10 protein-coding genes and 6 pseudogenes are annotated in these 18,751 nt (G+C 48.0%); 6 read left to right on the forward strand and 10 right to left on the reverse strand.

Translation table 11 applies throughout. The features are described from left to right. Positions 1-592 precede the first annotated feature (592 nt). The 4 genes and pseudogenes from AC3RPL_RS25410 (at position 593) to AC3RPL_RS25425 (ending at position 4,913) form a co-directional block, all read left to right on the forward strand. Positions 593-1,219 carry a carbonic anhydrase gene (locus AC3RPL_RS25410; protein ID WP_034939746.1) on the forward strand — a complete coding sequence of 209 codons (627 nt, stop codon included), beginning with the start codon at positions 593-595 and terminating at the stop codon, positions 1,217-1,219. Beyond that, positions 1,216-2,694 carry a SulP family inorganic anion transporter gene (locus AC3RPL_RS25415; protein WP_490742006.1) on the forward strand — a complete coding sequence of 493 codons (1,479 nt, stop codon included), beginning with the start codon at positions 1,216-1,218 and terminating at the stop codon, positions 2,692-2,694. The genes AC3RPL_RS25410 and AC3RPL_RS25415 overlap by 4 nt, the downstream gene beginning before the upstream one ends. A 340-nt stretch (positions 2,695-3,034) precedes the next feature. Continuing rightward, a pseudogene (locus AC3RPL_RS25420) lies at positions 3,035-3,541 on the forward strand (P-loop nucleotide/nucleoside kinase family protein). A gap of 262 nt (positions 3,542-3,803) precedes the next feature. Continuing rightward, a complete protein-coding gene (locus AC3RPL_RS25425; protein ID WP_490742007.1) occupies positions 3,804-4,913 on the forward strand; it encodes an AI-2E family transporter in 1,110 nt (369 codons plus the stop codon). 165 nt (positions 4,914-5,078) lie between these two features. Here AC3RPL_RS25425 and AC3RPL_RS25430 read toward each other — a convergent pair. Together AC3RPL_RS25430 and AC3RPL_RS25435 are read right to left on the reverse strand one after the other, a co-directional pair. Next, positions 5,079-6,287 (reverse strand): annotated as a pseudogene (locus tag AC3RPL_RS25430) (FAD-dependent oxidoreductase). A 111-nt stretch (positions 6,288-6,398) separates the two neighbouring features. Continuing rightward, a complete protein-coding gene (locus AC3RPL_RS25435) occupies positions 6,399-7,283 on the reverse strand; it encodes a DUF4238 domain-containing protein (RefSeq protein ID WP_490742008.1) in 885 nt (294 codons plus the stop codon). A gap of 285 nt (positions 7,284-7,568) precedes the next feature. On the opposite strand from AC3RPL_RS25435, the pseudogene mqo reads away from it, so the two are divergent. Continuing rightward, a pseudogene (mqo, locus tag AC3RPL_RS25440) lies at positions 7,569-9,221 on the forward strand (malate dehydrogenase (quinone)). Positions 9,222-9,269: 48 nt separating this feature from the next. On the opposite strand, the gene AC3RPL_RS25445 reads toward mqo, so the two are convergent. The 3 genes and pseudogenes from AC3RPL_RS25445 to AC3RPL_RS25455 form a co-directional block, all read right to left on the reverse strand. Then, positions 9,270-9,596, reverse strand: a complete 327-nt coding sequence (locus AC3RPL_RS25445) for a KPN_00521 family repetitive protein (protein WP_034939723.1) — start codon at positions 9,594-9,596, stop codon at positions 9,270-9,272. Positions 9,597-9,940: 344 nt separating this feature from the next. Then, the gene (locus AC3RPL_RS25450) at positions 9,941-10,141 is read right to left on the reverse strand and encodes a hypothetical protein (protein ID WP_490742009.1); all 201 of its coding nucleotides are present in this window, start codon (positions 10,139-10,141) and stop codon (positions 9,941-9,943) included. 778 nt (positions 10,142-10,919) lie between these two features. Further along, a pseudogene (locus AC3RPL_RS25455) lies at positions 10,920-11,210 on the reverse strand (DDE-type integrase/transposase/recombinase); the annotation flags it as partial. Here AC3RPL_RS25455 and AC3RPL_RS25460 point away from each other — a divergent pair. Further along, positions 11,200-11,728 (forward strand): annotated as a pseudogene (locus AC3RPL_RS25460) (integrase core domain-containing protein); the annotation flags it as partial. The pseudogenes AC3RPL_RS25455 and AC3RPL_RS25460 sit on opposite strands and share 11 nt — an antisense overlap. Positions 11,729-12,063: 335 nt before the next feature. Here AC3RPL_RS25460 and AC3RPL_RS25465 read toward each other — a convergent pair. The 5 genes and pseudogenes from AC3RPL_RS25465 to fucO form a co-directional block, all read right to left on the reverse strand. Next, complete coding sequence (locus tag AC3RPL_RS25465; protein ID WP_490742010.1) at positions 12,064-12,354, reverse strand: AAA domain-containing protein; 291 nt, start codon at positions 12,352-12,354, stop codon at positions 12,064-12,066. Then, positions 12,294-13,877 carry a DEAD/DEAH box helicase gene (locus AC3RPL_RS25470; protein WP_490742011.1) on the reverse strand — a complete coding sequence of 528 codons (1,584 nt, stop codon included), beginning with the start codon at positions 13,875-13,877 and terminating at the stop codon, positions 12,294-12,296. The genes AC3RPL_RS25465 and AC3RPL_RS25470 overlap by 61 nt, the downstream gene beginning before the upstream one ends. Positions 13,878-13,996: 119 nt before the next feature. Then, positions 13,997-15,403, reverse strand: coding sequence for a DEAD/DEAH box helicase family protein (locus tag AC3RPL_RS25475; RefSeq protein WP_490742012.1), 1,407 nt, complete (start codon positions 15,401-15,403; stop codon positions 13,997-13,999). 286 nt (positions 15,404-15,689) lie between these two features. Beyond that, positions 15,690-17,003, reverse strand: a pseudogene (locus AC3RPL_RS25480) (NAD(P)/FAD-dependent oxidoreductase). A gap of 157 nt (positions 17,004-17,160) precedes the next feature. After that, a complete protein-coding gene (fucO, locus tag AC3RPL_RS25485) occupies positions 17,161-18,312 on the reverse strand; it encodes a lactaldehyde reductase (RefSeq protein WP_490742013.1) in 1,152 nt (383 codons plus the stop codon). Positions 18,313-18,751: the final 439 nt, after the last annotated feature.

An 18,751-nucleotide genomic window follows, 5' to 3' on the forward strand; every position in this document is an offset into this window, starting at 1 on the left:
GGTAAAATTAAATTTTAAGAATGAATAAACAGCTTTTCCATTCTGAATTTGATCCTTCCTTCAGTAAACTGAACGGAAAAGTATAAAAAAAAATTAATGCACTTTTATAAAAACATTTTTTATAGTGGTGTCTATTTAAGTTATTGTTTTATATATAAATTTAAAAATTATATTTTTTCGTTCTTTTTTCTTTTATTTATTTTTGAGATGAAAATCTTAAAAATACATGCCAAAAAATCCTCTGGTGATAAAGTTAATTTAATAAAAATTACAATTCAAGGTCAGGTGTTTTCTAGGAATATTCTTAATGTTTCCTGATGCTTCTAAAATGTCAGAACTTATTTCAGCACTTATGTACATACTTAATGTTCAGGGCGTTAATGTGATTACTTATTGAATTAATCTGATGCCCGGCTTAAAGCCTGCCCATCAGGCTATTTTATTTGCCATTTCGGCCCCGTGTACTGCTCACAACCGATACGTACCACCTTTACTCGGTTGTTACCTGAAGTGGATGTCCGGATTGGCCACAACGATACATGCCTGGTGGGACCGGCTCTTATTCCTGTTGTCCTGAGAGAGAGACTGTATTTTGACGACACTTAAACCCTTGTTAGCTAAGAACCGTAGTTGGGCCTTACAGCGCCGCCAACGTAATCCTCAGTATTTCAGGCAGAATGTACACTCCCAACAGCCGCATTCATTGTGGATAGGCTGTTCTGACAGCCGTGTGCCCGCTGAAGTCCTGACCGGGGCGCATCCTGGCGAGCTGTTTGTCCATCGAAATATTGCCAATATGGTGGTCAGCGGTGACGACAACTTTATGAGCGTGTTGCAGTACGCGCTGGAGTATCTGAAAGTCTCCCGTATCGTACTTTGTGGGCATTATGGCTGTGGTGGCGTGCAGGCCGCGATTTCATTGCCGGATATTCCTTTGTCTGATGAGAACTCCCCGCTGGCGCGGCGTATTACTCAGTTGCGCGAGGCGCTGGCTCCTGGTCTGGCAGAAGCCAGCGGTATCGAAGATGAAACGCAGCGTCTGAATCAGCTGGTTGAGGCCAACGTGCTGGCGCAGTTTGCGCATCTGATTCGTACTGAACCCGTTATCACAGCGTGGCGTAATGGTGTACAGCTGGATGTTTTCGGCTGTGTTTACGACCTGCAAACCGGTCATCTGAAAGAGCTGATTCAGCAGAATTCACAGGAGCCTCTGCCATGAATTTATCCACACTTCGTCAGGATATTCCCGCAGGTCTGGTGGTGTTTCTGGTCGCACTGCCACTTTGCCTGGGGATCGCACAAGCCAGTGGTCTGCCGCCCTTTGTCGGGTTGCTGACCGGGGTGATTGGTGGGCTGGTGGTGACAACCTTCAGTCCGTCAAAGTTTGCCGTCAGCGGCCCGGCTGCCGGACTGGTCACCATCGTGACCGGCGCAATTGAAACGCTGGGCTCCTTCTCCGCTTTGTTACTGGCGCTGATCATTGCTGGCGTGTTGCAATTTTTACTCGGCGTAGTGCGCGCAGGCCGCTTTATCAGTCTGGTTCCCGGAACGGTGATTAAAGGGATGCTGGCTGCCATTGGTATTTTACTGATTATTCAGCAGATCCCGGTGGCACTTGGCGCGGCGGGAGAAAGTGAGCTCAGCGAAATGGTCACTGGTGGAGCTTTCAGCGTATCGATTCCGGCCATTGTGGTGTCGGTAACCGGCCTGTTTATTTTGTGGTTTTGGTCCACACCTGCGGTAAAGAAAATCAAGGTGTTAAGCTGGATCCCTGGCCCGCTGATGGCGGTACTGTTCGGCTGCATGGTGACCGTATTCGGCGGCAGAATGTATCCGGAAATTATGGCCGATTTGCCACGTATTTCCCTGCCATCTTTTGACAGTCTCCAGGCGCTCACGGGTGAACTGCAACGTCCAGACTGGATGGCGTGGCAAAATCCGGCGGTATACGTCATTGCTGTGACGCTGGCGGTGGTTGCCAGCCTGGAAACACTGCTGAGTCAGGAAGCACTGAAAAAATTGCGTGCGCAGAACCCGCCGCCGTCGCCTGATAAAGAGATGCGTGCGCAGGGGATTGGTAATTTGCTCAGTGGCTTCCTCGGTGGTTTGCCTATCACCGCCGTCATTGTGCGTAGTTCGGTCAACGTCAGCGTCGGGGCGCAAAGCAAGATTTCGATTCTGGTGCACGGCGTGTTGCTGCTGGTTTGTGGGCTGTGGTTCAGTGAAATGTTGAATGCTATTCCTCTGGCAAGTCTGGCCGCTGTGCTGTTACATACCGGCTATAAACTGGCCACACCCGGCCTGTTTGTGGAACATGTCCGCAAAGGTGCCCAGCAGTATGTGCCTTTCCTCGCCACCATCGGCGGTATTCTGATCTTTGGTATGCTGGCCGGTATTGGTATCGGACTGGCAACCCAGATTCTGTTCAGTGTTTATAAAAGCCACCGCAATGCGCTGCTGCTGACTCGTTACGACGATCACTATGTGTTGCGTTTCCAGCAAAATCTCACTTTCCTGCACAATCCGCGGCTGAAAACCCTGCTGGCGGAGATCCCGGAAAACAGTGTGGTCATTGTGGATTACGATAACGCGGAATATATCGATCCTGATGTTAAGGCGGTGCTCCAGGATTTCGGTGAAGGAGCGCAGAAGAGAGGAATTGTGCTGAATCAGTGGCCGGTTAAACTGGCTTAGCAGTAAAGCCCCGTCGCTGGCTGGCTGCCCTTTTACAGGGCGTCTTCTGGCGATGGCTCCGCCAGGAGAAGAGGGGCTGATGGCTGTTGCTGAAAAGCAAATGCAGCAAGCCCCCATTAGAGAAAACCCCGCCGGATTAAGGTGGGGTTTTTTTTAGATGAATGTCAGGTGAAATCCTGCCTGAGTCCATTTGTTTCCTGGTAACATCAGCCAGAAGTGAAGGTTTAACCTGTATTGTTAAATCTCAGACTGACACGCCTTTTGAGCCGCCAGTCCGGCAATGTGTTAAAATAACCGTATGATTTTACAGATTATCGTTAACAAATCCGTGAGGTAAAATATGCCAGTTAATCCGTCTGCCAGAGCGGAAAAAGCCACGCTCCATTTGCTATGCGGGAAAATCGCCTCGGGTAAATCGACATTATCAGAAACACTCAGTGCATCGCCCGGCACAATAGTAATCAGTGAGGATCGCTGGCTTACTGCGCTTTACGCAAGTCAAATGCAATCCGTAGCGGATTATGTGCACTACTCTGCACAGCTCAGAGATGCGATGAAACCCCATCTGATTTCACTGCTTAAGGCTGGTATCTCCGTGGTACTGGACTTTCCGGCAAATACCCGAACCCATCGTCAGTGAATGATGGAAATCATTGTCGAGTCTGGTGCCAGTCATCGTCTGCACTATCTCAATGTATCCGACGACATTTGCAAAGCCCGTTTACATGCCAGGAATGCTGAAGGCACACACGATTTTTCAGTGACGGACAAACAGTTTGCACATATCACCGCTTATTTTTCGGAGCCGGCTGCGGATGAGGGGTTTGAGGTTATTGAGTACAGCTGAACTTGTTACTGGCCCGCCAGCATTTCCATTTCGCTCTGTTCTGCTGAGTTAACACCACACTGGCCGGCCTGATCACAGGCGGTGTCAAAATCAGACGCGGCGATGCGCCACAGCCAGTGGCAGACGATCCCGGATTTAGCCTGCGCAGACGAGGCAGGGACGATAATTCCGGCACGCGCTGAAGCATTCCGTCGTGCATTGCAAATGTGCCGCAGCGTTCTATGCTACGTTAGCGAACTTATTAGGTTTTCGGGGAATTACCATGAGATTTAAAGGCCTGTCGAAGGGATTTTTTATCCTGATCCTGTTTATCGTCACCGTGGCATTTTTAGATATTTTAGGGCCGTATTATTCTTCCGTGTTATGGGCTGCCATCCTGGCGATTATTTTTCATCCAATGAAGCGCCGCCTGAAACAACTTTTTGCTGACAGAAATGGTCTGGCTGCGTTTGCCACCGTTATGGTGATTTGCCTGATTGTTATTACACCACTGGCTATTGTCGTTTCCTCGATGGCGATGGAGTTCAACGCTGTCTATGAAAGGTTGCAGAATAATAACACCCAGCTGCCGGGGGTTCTCGCTGAGGTGATGCAGCATCTTCCGCAATGGGCAAGGCATTCACTGGCCCAGCATCAACTGGATACGGCACCCCACATCCAACAGAAATTATCGCAGGTTGCACTTCAGGGCGGACAGTACCTGGCGGGCAGTGTTTTTCTGATTGGTAAAAGCAGCCTGGGCTTTGCAGTCGGTTTCGGTATCATGCTTTACCTGCTGTTTTTCCTGCTGAAAGATGGCTCGTATTTGATCAATGTGATCCTGCGTTCAATACCACTGACGGAGTATGTCAAACATCACCTGTTGGTAAAATTTGCTGCGGTTTCCCGTGCATCGGTGAAAGGGACGGTGGTGGTGGCAGTGGTGCAGGGGGTGCTTGGCGGTCTGGCATTTTACTTCACCGGGATTGAGGGAAGCCTGTTATGGGGCGCGTTGATTGCCTTCCTTTCTCTGATCCCTGCAATCGGTTCGGCGATAGTCTGGGTTCCCGCTGCGGTCTACTTCTTCTTTTCTGGCATGATCTGGCAGGGAATTTTTCTGGTGGTGTTCTTCGTGGTGGTTATTGGTCTGGTCGATAACATTCTGCGTCCGTTACTGGTGGGAAAAGATACCAAAATGCCGGACTACCTGATTCTGATCTCCACGCTGGGCGGCATGGAAATATATGGTATCAACGGCTTTGTGATTGGGCCGCTGATTGCCGCGCTGTTTATTGCCTGCTGGAATTTGCTATCCGGCCGCGATAATGAAGCCAACAGCGATGAGATTGATGAAGATTTCATCGAAGAAGGGAAAACGCACCCTGACGCCTGAGGATCTGGTCGAAAATTGTTAAAACAATCTGCCCCGTCCGGCTGGTCTGCCCGATCGGACGGGGCAATACCTGTGCCGCCTTGCTCACCTATCTTCCTCACTATATGTCAGGGCATCCCGCCTCGATCGGCATCACGTTTTCACAACCAGAGTCAGTAATCGCGGTTAGAGGCAGTCCGGTCGTTCGGGAAAAAAACCAATGCCAATCAGCCTGCCGGAGAGACGGGCAAGGAATTTTCGCTGGCGTAACCACTGTTCCATTTTGCCGGGGGGTTTGCGGCGCGTCTTTTGCCCGGCTTTACCGATCATGATTTGTAGTCACTGGGTTGCCCAGGTGGGGAAAATGCGGCGGCGCTGAACTTTCTGCAAATCTTTCAGTGTCAGCGTGCCGTTTTTTAATGGCGCTGACAAAAGGTTTGCTGTCGCCACCGCGTCCTGGATAGCCAGATTTACCCCGACGCCACCAATCGGTGACATGGCGTGGGCTGCGTCACCAATGCACAGCAGGCCGGGGCAGGCCCACTGCTCCAGCCGGTCAATGCGGATTTTTAACAAACTGACCTGCTGCCAGTCTGCAATCTCCTGCTGCAAACGTGACAGCGCGAAGGGGGATGCGTCAGCGACCTGCTGCAAAAAAGCAGGAAGCCCGGCAGCCTGAAGCGCTGGCAGACTGCCTTTAACAATGGAGTAACCACACTGCCAGTAGCTGCCGCGATCAACCATAATAAAGTTCTTTTGCGCCCCGCGATGCCCCATCGTCCACTCAGGATCGCCGGGTTGTCGGCTAATTTTTAGCCATAACACATCGCGTGGTGCGCCAAAGCTGCGCACCTTCAGATCGGCAAGCCGACGAACAATCGAATCGCGTCCGTCACAGCCAATCACCAGCTGACTGTGAAACGCCTGCATATCTCCCTTAACCGAGGCGCGCACGCCGCTGACGATGCCATTCTCTGTAATTAATTCACGAACTTCCGCATTCTGAATCAGAGTAAAGCCGGGGAGCTGTGAGGCCTTACTGCTGAGCAGATTCAGGAAGTCCCACTGGGGCACAAAGGCAATGTATTTACAGTGGGTTGGCAGGTGGCTGAAGTCAGCCAGCGTGGCTTGTTTACCATTGATTTCACTGTATAATTTTTCTGCTTTCTGATGAGGGATTGCCAGCAGCTCGTCGAGGAAACCCAGCTGCCAGGCAATTTCGAGCGTGGAAGGATGAATGGTATTACCGCGAAAGTCGCGCAGAAAATCACCGTGTTTTTCCAGCACCGTTACCGGAACCCCATTACGTGCCAGCAGGTATCCCAGCATTAATCCGGCCGGGCCGCCGCCAACAATGCAGCAGGACGCCGACGAAGCCACATGACTTTCTTTCATTTCATCTCACCAGAGTAACTAAAAGATGATAATAGTTATCATTTGATTGTATGCAGGTCAATCATCGGTAGATAAAGCGTGACTAAGATGCGCACGGTAATTAAATCGCCATCAGAGGGGGGATCTTTTGCTGACGATGCCGTTACGAAGTTCAATAACCGTGTCTGACTTTATTCTTTCAGCCAGATTATGGGGCTGTAAAAAATCGGCATGTTTTAAAAGTTCTTCCCTGCTTTTTGCTACAACCCATCCTCTGGCCCGATGAAGTGTCAGGGTATTAAAGTGACTGACTATATTCAGCGGCAGTGAAATCTTTGCGAGACTAAAACTATTATTAGCAGGAGGGGGATTTTTTACCTTTCCCAGCACAGTGGCAGGGCTGTACATATTTCTTCTGAATGAAGGTGCACCGGTGACAGCGGCATGTGGCCCGAGCGGCATAAAACAAAAACGCATATTGTCATCAGCTGAATCCATACGCCAGCGAAAATCAAACAGGGGTGAATCACAAATCAGTAGCGGCGCATCGGTTGACTGCCAGAAGGTAAAGTCCCAGTTCAGATAACTTTTATAAGTGGTTTCAAAATTATTCTTAAGCCAGGCCACTCTTTTTCTTTCATCGAGTTGAAGAACTTTCCCCACCCCATCCAGACCCCATTTACTGCGAACCGCTGAAGCGGTAATAGCAGGTAATGCGGTTTGTGCATATTTCGCTAAAAGCTGTTGGTCTCCTTTTCCTTGCCACAATGCATTTGCCAGCGTAACCAGGCGTTGCTCATGTTTTGCTATCCCATCTTCAAAAGCCAGATCGACAGGTAAATTATTCTGGTTGCCGACATAGAGATAATCGTGACCCGCAAATTTTGCCTTCTTACCTTTCTCATAACAGGCATCCACGCCATTTTCTCTTAAATTCCAGTAGTGTAAGCCCTGCACATCTTCATTCCACCAACCTCTGAGTAAACCTGCGGTCACTTCATGATTGAATATTTTCATTTTAACTCCGGCGCATTATCAGCAAATAACAACCCCTGCTAAAGAGTAATCAGTGTGGTTGGATACGGGCAGTTTTGCCTGTCACAGCAACACTCAGGTTACAGCCTGATATTCTCTCTGCAATGACAATTTGTCAGCTTTATAGACATATTAAACACATGGATATTTCATTCGATTCACCTTATTTACGGTGGTTTTGTAACTATAGTAAGTTTGAAATAGCTGGACATGATTGTTAAGATATTTCCTTAAATTTTAAAAAACTGTTTATACAGATCACTTAACATGAATAAATTAAGTAAAATTTCCCCAGTTCTTTCCCTCGCAGCACTGCTGGTTTGCACCTCCACTTATGCTGAAGATACAGCGGAAAAAACCGATGTCCTGCTGATCGGCGGCGGCATTATGAGCGCCTCTCTGGGCACCTGGCTTCAGGAGCTACAACCAGGCTGGAAACAGTTGATGGTAGAGAAACTGGACGGCGTGGCGCTGGAATCCTCAAACGGCTGGAACAATGCCGGTACTGGTCACTCTGCCAATATGGAGCTGAACTACACGCCAGAGCGTGCGGACGGCTCTATTGATGTCAGCAAAGCGCTGGAAATCAACGAATCATTTATGATCTCGCGCCAGTTCTGGACCGCTCAGGTTCAGCGCGGTGTGTTGCAGAACCCGCATTCGTTTATCAACTCCACACCGCACATGAGCTTTGTCTGGGGCGACAAAAACGTCGACTATCTGGGTAAGCGTTACAAGGCATTGCAGCAGACTACCCTGTTCCAGGGAATGCAGTTCTCCACTGACCATAAGCAGATTGCACAATGGGCACCGCTGATCATGGATGGCCGCGATCCGCAGCAAAAAGTGGCAGCGACCTGGACGCCGGTGGGCACCGATGTGAACTATGGTGAAATCACTCGTCAGCTGATTGGCAGCCTGTAGAAACATGACAACTTTAAGCTGGAAACCTCTTCAGAAGTCACCAGCTTCAAGCGTAATGCGGACAATTCATGGCATGTTACCGTGACCGACGTGAAAGACGGTAAAGAACATGCGGTGGATGCAAAATATGTCTTTATCGGTGCTGGCGGCGGCGCGCTGAAACTGCTGCAAAAAACCGGTATTCCTGAAGCCGATAACTATGCCGGCTTCCCGGTGGGTGGTTCGTTCCTGGTGACTGAAAACCCGGAAATTACCAGCCAGCATTTAGAGAAAGTTTACGGTCAGGCTTCTGTAGGTGCGCCACCGATGTCCGTTCCGCATCTGGATGCGCGTTTTCTTGACGGTAAACGTGTGGTGCTGTTTGGACCATTTGCAACGTTCTCGACTAAGTTCCTGAAAAATGGTTCTTACATGGACCTGCTGAAAACCACCACCACCAGTAACTTTATGCCGATGACGCATGTGGGTCTGGATAACTTTGACCTGGTTAAATACCTGATCGGTCAGGTTATGCTGAACGATGACGATCGTTTTGCCGCGCTGAAAGAGTACTATCCGGCTGCGCGTAAAGAAGACTGGAAGCTGATCCAGGCGGGTCAGCGTGTACAGATCATCAAAAAAGATGCTGAGAAAGGCGGCCTGCTGAAGCTGGGTACTGAAGTGGTGACTGACCAGCAGAGAACCGTTGCGGCACTGCTGGGTGTTTCTCCTGGTGCTTCAACTGCGGCTCCGATTACGCTCAATGTTATTAAAAAGCTGTTCCCGGAGCAGTTTAACTCGCCAGAGTGGCAGAGCAAGATTAAGGCTGTTATTCCAAGCTTTGGTCAGGAGTTAAACGGTAACGTGGCGTTGACGCAGCAGGTTTGGGATAACACCGCAGCAACGTTGCAGTTGACCAAACCACCGGTTATTCAGATGAACGGCAGCGCTCCAGCGAACGTTCAACCTGAACAACAGAAAGCGGCGGCGAAAGGCCAGCACGACATGGCGCTGTAAGGTGAAAAAAAGGCCGGATAATCCGGCCTTTTTAACAACGGGCGGCTATTACTCAGTCACTTTGTTTTTAAGACTTTCTGCACCCTGTTTGGTTTTATCCCAGGTCTTTTCTGTCCCTTCTTTCGTTTTATGCCAGGCTTTCTGGCTTCCTTCTGAAACCTTACTGCTGGTTGAATTACTTTTCCCTTCCGCCGCATGTTTGGCTTTCAGTTTTAGCTCGGCACCCTGATCTTCCGTCTGGTGCAGTTTCTCTTTCGCTGTATCCGCACCTTTATGTGCTTCCTGCACCGTGGCGTCAGTTGCCTGAGTGACCGTATCCGCGAAAACCGGAGAAGCCAGTAAAAGAGCCGACAAAGCAATAATGGTATTCTTCATAAATTCCTCATTTATTGAATCAGTCCACCCTTAGTATAGCTAAATCATACGGTTGTGTCCGGGAAGCGGTTTTTACTCTGACTTTCAGGGCTGATTTAGTGGCCTGTGAGATTGAATTCAGCAGTGATGACAGGTTGATCCCGCCACCGTCTGGTGTTGCTGTGGGCATATATTGTTTTCAGGTAAACCTGGGTTTCTGTTTGATAAAAACAGACCTGCCAGACGTTATCAGGCTGAACCTGAGCAGGGAAATTTAAAAAAAGGGGTATATGAATCAGGTCAGCAATCCTGCAACTGGCAGGGCAGGTAAAACGTCAGGGCTAATTTGCGTATTTAAGAGAGTTTTAACGTGTCCCTGAATGTTTTAATTTACTGCTGACAGTATCGGCATCTTTTTCGTCTTTCATTATGTTACAAACGGGTCTGAACTGAAGATTTGCAATTTTTTTTCGATCATTTTTTGACAACGATACGTTCTGACTTCCTTTCCCCACCCAGGGCCAGATGTTAAAAAATTCGGCTACTATTTGCAGAAGATCATCCATCTCAGTTGTTTCCGGACATCAAAGCTGATGGCGCTATATTAACACTCTGTTGTTATCTTTGATACTGTCATGTAAGGCAGGTGTTTTATAGCAATCAGATAATCCAGACGGGATTAAGGATGACTTCTCAATTATTTATATAAGATACAATGGCACTTTCTCAGATGTGATTTTAAATATGATAAGGTGCCATTCAGAATTAACGGATTCATAATGCAGTAATTAATTATTTTTAATGATTTTGTATCGTGAAGGCCTGATTTCCCAGAGTGGGGTATTGAGATGCTCTGGAATAATGGCTTCTCCATGACCTGTAGGTGTTTTTTTGAAAGGCTCCGTTAGTCCTCTGAATTTTAATGTAAGATATCGCGAGTATAGAGGTTGAAACTTAAACGCATAATTTTAATTTCTTCTGATGGAATTGATATACCCTTAATGACTGAAAAAGTATATGGCCATAGTGACTACCAAAAAACAGGTCTTATCGAAACGAGGAATATTATAAGGTATCGTCAGGTGCTGGATTAGGGGAACTTTGTTATGGTCTGATCATCATGATTTTGTCAGAGGCATTTTTGCTGAGGAGATTTATTTTACCAACCATGTACAGCTTGACGTACTGATATCACATCTTCGGAAATACCGGGAAAATAAAAAGATAAGCTGATTGCGACAAAGCTACTTGAATCGCCACGGGTTTAACAGACACCTCAGAGTCATTTATGGACTGACCCCAGCCCGGTAGACGATCCTGCCCTATAGTTGGACTGACCCCACCCCGAAAGCGACCGTTAAAACTCTCAATAAATCCGTTCTGTGTTGGCTTATCCGGTTGGATAAGTCGCAGTTTTACGCCATGCTCAAAAGCCCACTGATCGAGCGCGCGGCAGGTAAATTCCGGGGTCTGATCGGTTCTTATAGTTGCCGGATAGCCACGAAAAAGCGCGATGTTGTCCAGAATACGCGCGACCTGAACGCCTGAAATACCGAAAGCGGCGGTGATCGTCAGACACTCCTTAGTGAAGTCATCCACGCAGGTCAGGCACTTAATCCGGCGACCGCTGGCTACTCCGTCGCGGTTAAATCAGAGCTGGTCAGTGGATTTGATTCATGATGCGCTGATATGTGGCCGACGTTTTCGTACATTTAACGTGGTGGATGATTTCACTCGTGAAGCCATAGCGATTGAAATCGATCTGAATATCCCGGCCCAACGGGGTTATACATGTGCCGGACAGGATCGTCGCTAACCGTGGGTATCTGCTGCAACTGCACATGGGCAATGGCCCGGAATTTATCTCACTGGCTCTTGCGCAATCGGTAGAAGATCATGGCGTAGCCCTGGAGTTTATCAGCCCGGGAAAACCTATGCAGAATGCGTTTATCGAACGTTTTAACCGGACGTACCGGACGGAAATACTGGATTTTTACCTGTTCAGAACGCTGAACGAAGCAAGGGAGATTACAGAGCGCTGGCTGACCGAATATAACGGCGAACGCTCGCATGAATCCCTTAATAACCTGACGCCGGTCGAGTGCTGGCTGATGGCGGAAAGCACGGAAATCTCAAAAAGTACCTGGAACTAAAACCGGTCTACTTACAATTTAAGGCGAAGACTATGTTTTCCGAATCAACAATCCCCTGAACCAGATGTTTGTACTACCATTTATGCGATGTGGTGAGGAAAAAGCCATTACGGCGGCATACGAACCTCGCATCATCAGACGTTTTATTGAGTTTTTCAGCCGCTGTTGAATTAATTTGTTAATACGAAGAAATAATACTGAAACGATAGTTATGGAATACACATATTACCATTAATCAGGAGCAAAATTATCTTTTTCTCCTGATTAAACACCGTGTGGTAAACACACATTACCAATAATTTTCAGATTTTATTGCATCACAATAATCAATCCTGTCATTGGGTGATAATAGTGTCGCTAGTTGCTTTTATTATGCTGCTTTCCGGCAGGGAGGGCAAAATACGCAATAGTTCTTCAAAGCCTTTCATTCCCTGCCACACTAAAGGGTCACCAATGACAAAAATATTCTTTTTGGCCCTGGTCAACGCGACATTTAAAAGATTAGGTTTGGATGAGGCCCAGACTGCTCCTCCATTTTTTTCCTCATCACATCCAAGTACAAAAATTACGATGTCGTTCTCTTTACCCTGGAAAGTATGTACGGTGCCAATGCAATTTTTTTCCATTGCATAATATCTTTCTTAGTGAGCGTGGGTGAATACTTATTCCAGCATTGGATATTTCTTTTTTCAATCAATTCTGTCAGTGCGTATTTAACTGCTTTAAATGGGGTAATAACATATATTGATTTTAAATCTTTTTTCTCATACAGAATGCGGTCCAGTAAAATAAGCAAACTCTGACCATGACTGTCGCGGTACTGTCTTTCTTCTTTTCCACCTCTGGAAATTAACCAGTGATTATCAAGCTTATTATTAAGTCGTTGGCTGACAATTTCCTCTGCGTCAAATCCGTGAATCATGCGATTATTGTAGGCCAGCATGTTGGCGATACTAAACATCGGTTCAATACAGCGGCGGTGTACCCACAAAGGAATGCCAATCCAGATATTGCTGCCCATAAAGTCTAATTCGCAGCCCCAGCAGTTAACGCGGTCGCTAATTTGTTGAACAGAAAATGTTGCAGGGTTCCACTCCTCAGCATGCTCTTTTAAGACATTTCGACAAAGATGTTTTACCAGCACTGGAGAGGTGGTAAAGACCGGTTCAACTTGTAATGGATCACCGACAACCAACACGCGCTTAGCGCGCCAGATAGCGCCAACAGCCTGCTGTGGCGGAGCCTGGCCTGCTTCATCGATCATCAGCCAGCCAAGTTCTCCACTTTTTACTCCCCGTAACATACGGCCAACAGAGGCAAAGGTGGTGGATAAAACAGGAACAAACATAAACAGCGTTTGCCAGTGTGCTAATGGGTTCGAACAAAGATGGGGGGAATTCAGAAAATGGCCCATGTTGTATAGCGTGTTTCTGAACCCATCAAGTTTCATTGCCTCACTAAGCCACGCCTGATGCAACTCCATTGCGGCAATAAACAGTAATGAACGCTTGCGATTTATCGACTCATTTTGCCATAAGGCAGTACGCTGTAACTCTGCATCATCAATCGGCCTGCTGACATCAGGTAAATTTATCCCTGAAAATTTTTTTTTCAGCTCAGCCAGCCTTGCTGTCTGCATATCCCTTTTACGGTTGATTGAGGCTATTTCCTGCTGAATTGTGCGCTTATTTTCTTCAGTCTGATTACACTGTTTTTGAAGCACGGCTATATGCTGTGCAATTTGCACATTTAGTGCGCTTAGCTTTAACAGATTGAGTTGTGTATTACGTAATTCCTGCCGGTATGCTCGTACCCGGCCAGGTTTTAGTAACTGGCTCAGCCACCCTGGTGCACTGTTTTCGAGTACTTTTTGCTGTTGCCTGGCATAACTGAGTTGTTTCTCAATAATATCACTTTCCGCTTTGGCCTGTTGAAGTGCCTGGATTTGCCTGTCAAACTCACTTTTATTTTTTTCCAGTTCTTCGGCAAGTTTCTCCGCTAAATTATCAGCGGTTTTGCCGCAAAGTTCGGCAAATTCTGCCAGCTGCTGTTGCTGGACTTTCACCTCATTCAGGCAATGTAAGAAGTGTTCTTTTGCTGTAACAAAAGATAAATTACGGTGATAATTTCTCCAGCGCCACAGGCTCAAAAAGTTTTCATCTCCGGGCCGCGATTTTTCAATTTCTGTTTCACGCAGAAAATGTTCATAAAAGAATAAACGCTGGCAGAATTTTTCACGATTGCTTTTTTTCCCCAGCGCTACAGAGATTAATCCCCAGCACTGCTGCTTGTCTTCAAGTGGTCGAAAAAAATGGTAATTACGCTCTTTTCCCTCTCCATCCTTACCTCTTTTATGTTTTTTTCAGGTAGTAAGGTGGCGGCCTGCTGATTAGCGACCGGTGACAAATAGTCAGCCGAATAAAACTCTTCTGCGAGAGAGCTTCTTTGCGGCAGTTCGTGTGAGATGTTTTCAACTGCTGCATTGTTGGACGACGCAATAATCATCTCGAAACCAGACAGTGACGGCACGATAAAGCCCGAGCCGTCGACAGTCTCTTCCACCTGGCTAAAATTTGCGAGTATTTCGGCCCGTTTAACGATGTTATGGGCAATTAAATCACGCAGTAAGGTTGTTTTACCGGTGCCAGGAGGTCCGTTCACCGACAGAACACCACCTTCAGCCAGCTCTTCAACGGCGGTATTGATGGCAAATTGTTGCATCAGGGACATCGGATGTTTTGGCGCGGAAGGCCAGCGGCCCAGCGGCATTTTCAGCGGATGCAATTTCCCGATAATCGATGCCAGCCCTTTTTGCGTATACAAATCCGGATTTCTTTTGGCAGGCGGAGACAGCCAACTGCTCAGCGTGGCACACCCATCACCTTGCAGTGAATTGATGGCATTTTCTATATCTTCACAAAAGAAACTGTTAAGAATCGGCAACGCGTCCGCCTTTTCAGCGTCTTCAGCGTCGCTCGGTACTTCCTCCTCATCGTCCGGCTGATTCTCTTCCTCAACAGTATCCTGAGTGGTGTGGTTACAGGAAAACCAGTCAATCTGCACGGCATATTGCCATTGTGGAGAGTAGTCAGCCCACGCAACCAGATGGGTATTGAGTAGAGTAAGAATATCTTTTGCGCAAAGTAAACCAGCTTCAGAGGGAGGAATTGCCTTCAGTGTCGCGTGGAAAAGAGCCAGCGTATTTGCCAGATTTTTACAATCTTGAGAGAAGACTTTCGAATTCAGCTGACTGAATCGTTGTTGCTCTAGATGTCCCAATGCCCAGGGAAGTGAACTGACCGATAGCCTGTTGGTTTGCGGTGAACCGAAATTGTTCAGCTGAAGTTTGGCAAAGCAGGTTGTTCCCTCCTCAAAGCGCTGTTCATAATCCTCCGGGTCATTGTTTCCATCAGAGCCCAATACTGCAAGACTGAGCTCAGAAACCTCGCCTTTGGCAAACAACCCGATATGCAGCGTATAGCGAACTTTTTCTGGGATATCCAGCTGCTGGCGTAATGCTGGTGAGTGCCAGGGCAGAACGCTGTCGCCGCCGTGAGTGAGCTTATCAAACGAAATTAATAAGCTTTTTTCATTTTTTTCAAGATTATAGGGTTGGAAAAACTCAATGCGTTGCCATGCTTTAAGTATTTCCTGCGGAAGCGGAACGGTTGCCATCTTAGCTCATTGATTATGCGGATATATTAGTAGCTATGAAGTTACTCCGATTGTGAAAGGTTTTACAGGGGTTGGTTAAAATATCTTATAATTCATGATTTCAGTCGGTTAACTACCATGACGTCTGTATGTCAGTGTGTCATCTTCATCAATATTTTTAATGCCTCTGACGCAGAGAAGACAGCATTTGCTGCCGGATATTTATTGCGGATAATATTGTCCGCAATAATGCTGGCCTGGCCTGGCGTCGTGTCTGAGCGAAAATATCACCATGCTGAAACGGGCGTCACATTTCATTTCTTCCCGTATAACGCTCTTTTGCCAGTGAAATGGCAATAGCAACATCCAGGATCGGGGAGGGAGGCAGATAATTTGCCTGGCCCAGTGCCAGCATGCTGGCAATCAATGGATTATCATAGCCCAGTACATAGTCTGCCAGCAGTGCTCCGGCAACGGTTTGCTTCGATATGCCTGCACCGTTACACCCGCTGGCTGTGTAAACGTTGTTGCCCAACGTCCCCCAAACCGGTGCGCCATTTCGTGTGACGCTGATTGTTCCTGACCAGCATTCAGTCAACGAAACATCGCTCAGCTGGGGATAGATTTTGTGGAAAATTTGCCGGTGCAGCTGGGCGGCCTGATAAGTCTGCGCGGCAGTAACGGCCCCTTTCAGCGCCGGAACGACATGTTGGCGGATCATAAAGCGACCATCACGCGTGTAACGCAGCGTTGCGCCTGCGATGGCGTTAACCGGTGTCAGGCCCCAACTGCCTGTGTCAGGAAGTCTCTGCTGCTGTTAAGCAGTCAATGGCGCGGTAATACTGGCAAAGGTTGCCATCGAGGCCTGACGTGAGTGACGCGGTGCAAGAGCTGATGAAAGAGCGTTGGTCGCCAGCATCACCTTGCGGGCAGTGATACTACCGCCTGGTGTGAAAACCCGGTTAGTGCTGCCGTAATGGATCTCCAGCGCTGGCGTATGGTCATAAATCATCACATTGCCAGGCAGACTGTTTGCCAGCCCAACGGCCAGGCTGGCAGGGTTAACCAGAATCGCGCCGGGCGTATAAATGCCTTTCGCATAGAAGTGGGTTCCCAGCTTTTGTGCCAGCATTTGCTGGTCGAACAGCGTGTAAGATTCGCCCAGAGCATCAAGACTGTCGCGGTATTCCTGTAAAATATGGTTGTTTCTGGCGTCGACCTGGCAGTGGTATTTGCCGACGGTTTCCCAGTCACAGTCAATTCGATGCTGTTTAACCATTTCATCGATCAGGCGGATGCCTTCCTGAAGCAGCGTCCGGTAATCCTGCGCCTTTTTAAGCTCGGCGGTCGAACTGCCAATATTGTGCGGCAAGCCAATAATAAATCCAGAATTGCGGGCTGAGCTGCTTTCTGCTGCGCAGGCCGAGTCGAGTATGACAATCCGTAATTGAGGATCGTGCTGTGCCAGCCTGCGTGCGAAGGCAAGCCCGGCAAAACCTGAGCCGATGACCACCCAGTCAGCTGTGATATCACCATTGAGTGGCTGATGGGGAACGGAGAGGGGATGACCATCCAGCCAGCCATTTCGATTCTGATTAAAGGGGATGCTGGCATATTTCATTGTCTGTTGTCCTTGGTACGGCTTTTATGGATAAGTTGATGGTTTGCCAGAGAAATTTATCAGGTGATAGCGCTGCTTCCGGCAGGCAATCGGGTGGCAATTTATTCCGTTGCTACAAAGCAATGCAGGGGCACCGGCCACCTGCATTCAGGGATGCTTAATAAAGTTGACGATAAAGCTCAGTAATATCGGGCAGTGAGGCCTCTCGTGGGTTACCGCCAGTACAGACATCATCAAGAGCGGCCTGCGCCAGTGCCGGAATATCTTCCTCTTTCATGCCTACATCGCGCAGTCTGGTGGGAATGCCAACATCGGCAGAGAGCTTTTGCACGGCCTCAACGGCAGCGATTCTGACTTCACTTAATGATTTACCACATACGCTGGCAACACCCATTGCACGGGCAATATCACGATATTTCTCGCCGGTGTAATCTGCGTTCCAGGCCATCACCTGCGGTAAAATAATGGCGTTGGCCACGCCGTGCGGCACGTTGTAGAACGCGCCGAGCGGATGTGCCATCCCATGCACCAGTCCCAGACCAACGTTGGAAAACCCCATCCCGGCGATATATTGCCCCAGCGCCATATCTTCAACGCCCTGACTGTCTCCGGCAACCGAAGCGCGTAGCGAACGACTGATAATCTGAATAGCTTTCAGATGCAGTGCGTCAGTCAGCTCCCATGCTCCTTTGGTGGTATAGCCTTCAATCGCATGTGTCAGGGCATCAATGCCGGTGGCAGCCTTCAGTGACGGGGGCATACTGGCCATCATTTCGGCATCGATAATCGCGACAATCGGAATGTCATGGGGATCGACGCAGACAAATTTACGGCGTTTCTCCTCGTCGGTGATCACGTAATTGATGGTCACTTCGGCGGCGGTGCCCGCTGTGGTTGGAACAGCAATAATGGGCACACTGGCGTGACGGGTCGCTGCCACGCCTTCCAGGCTGCGGACATCAGAAAACTCAGGGTTATTGATAATAATACCAATGGCTTTAGCGGTGTCCTGTGGTGAACCACCACCAATAGCAATAAGATAATCTGCCTTTGACGCTTTAAATATATCAACACCCTTTGTCACTACCGCAATAGTGGGGTTTGGCACAACCTCATCGTAAATAACATAAGGCAGCTGATGCTTATCAAGCAGCGCCGTGACTTTCTTAATCACGTCTGCCTGAATTAAAATCTTGTCGGTAACCAGTAGCGCCTTTTTTAAACCCCTTTGAGAAACTTCATCAACTATCCTGGAAATCGAACCCGGTCCGAACCAGGATGTTTCATTCAGTATCATACGGTGTTGCATTATATTCTCCTGTAACGTGAAGCTTGTTTTGTTCAATTTTTACTGTCGGAAAATATGCGGAGGAAATCAGTTATCGATCTTGATTAAGATCAGCTTGCAGTGATTAAGCAGGAAAGTGAAGACGATGAGTGGCCTGTCCGGACTGTCATATCAGTCGGGTTGTCTGTCGGTTTTAAGTTAATATCTGACATTTTTTATCGGTGATCCTTATCGGGAAAATACGGATAGCGGTCCCCCGACAGGCAGGTAGCAGCAGAGGCCCTGTTGTTGTCACCTTCAGCTGCATACCGGCTACAAATGACAGCACGTTGGCACATGACGTACAAAAAACATGAAAAGTAATTTTAAAAAATCTTCAAATTGAAAGGATATTACGGCGTCTTTTCCGGCAGGAATTTTATTGCGGGAAAGCCGCCTTGTTTTAAGGCGGCTTTTTAAT

It is taken from the genome of Erwinia papayae (assembly GCF_058241465.1).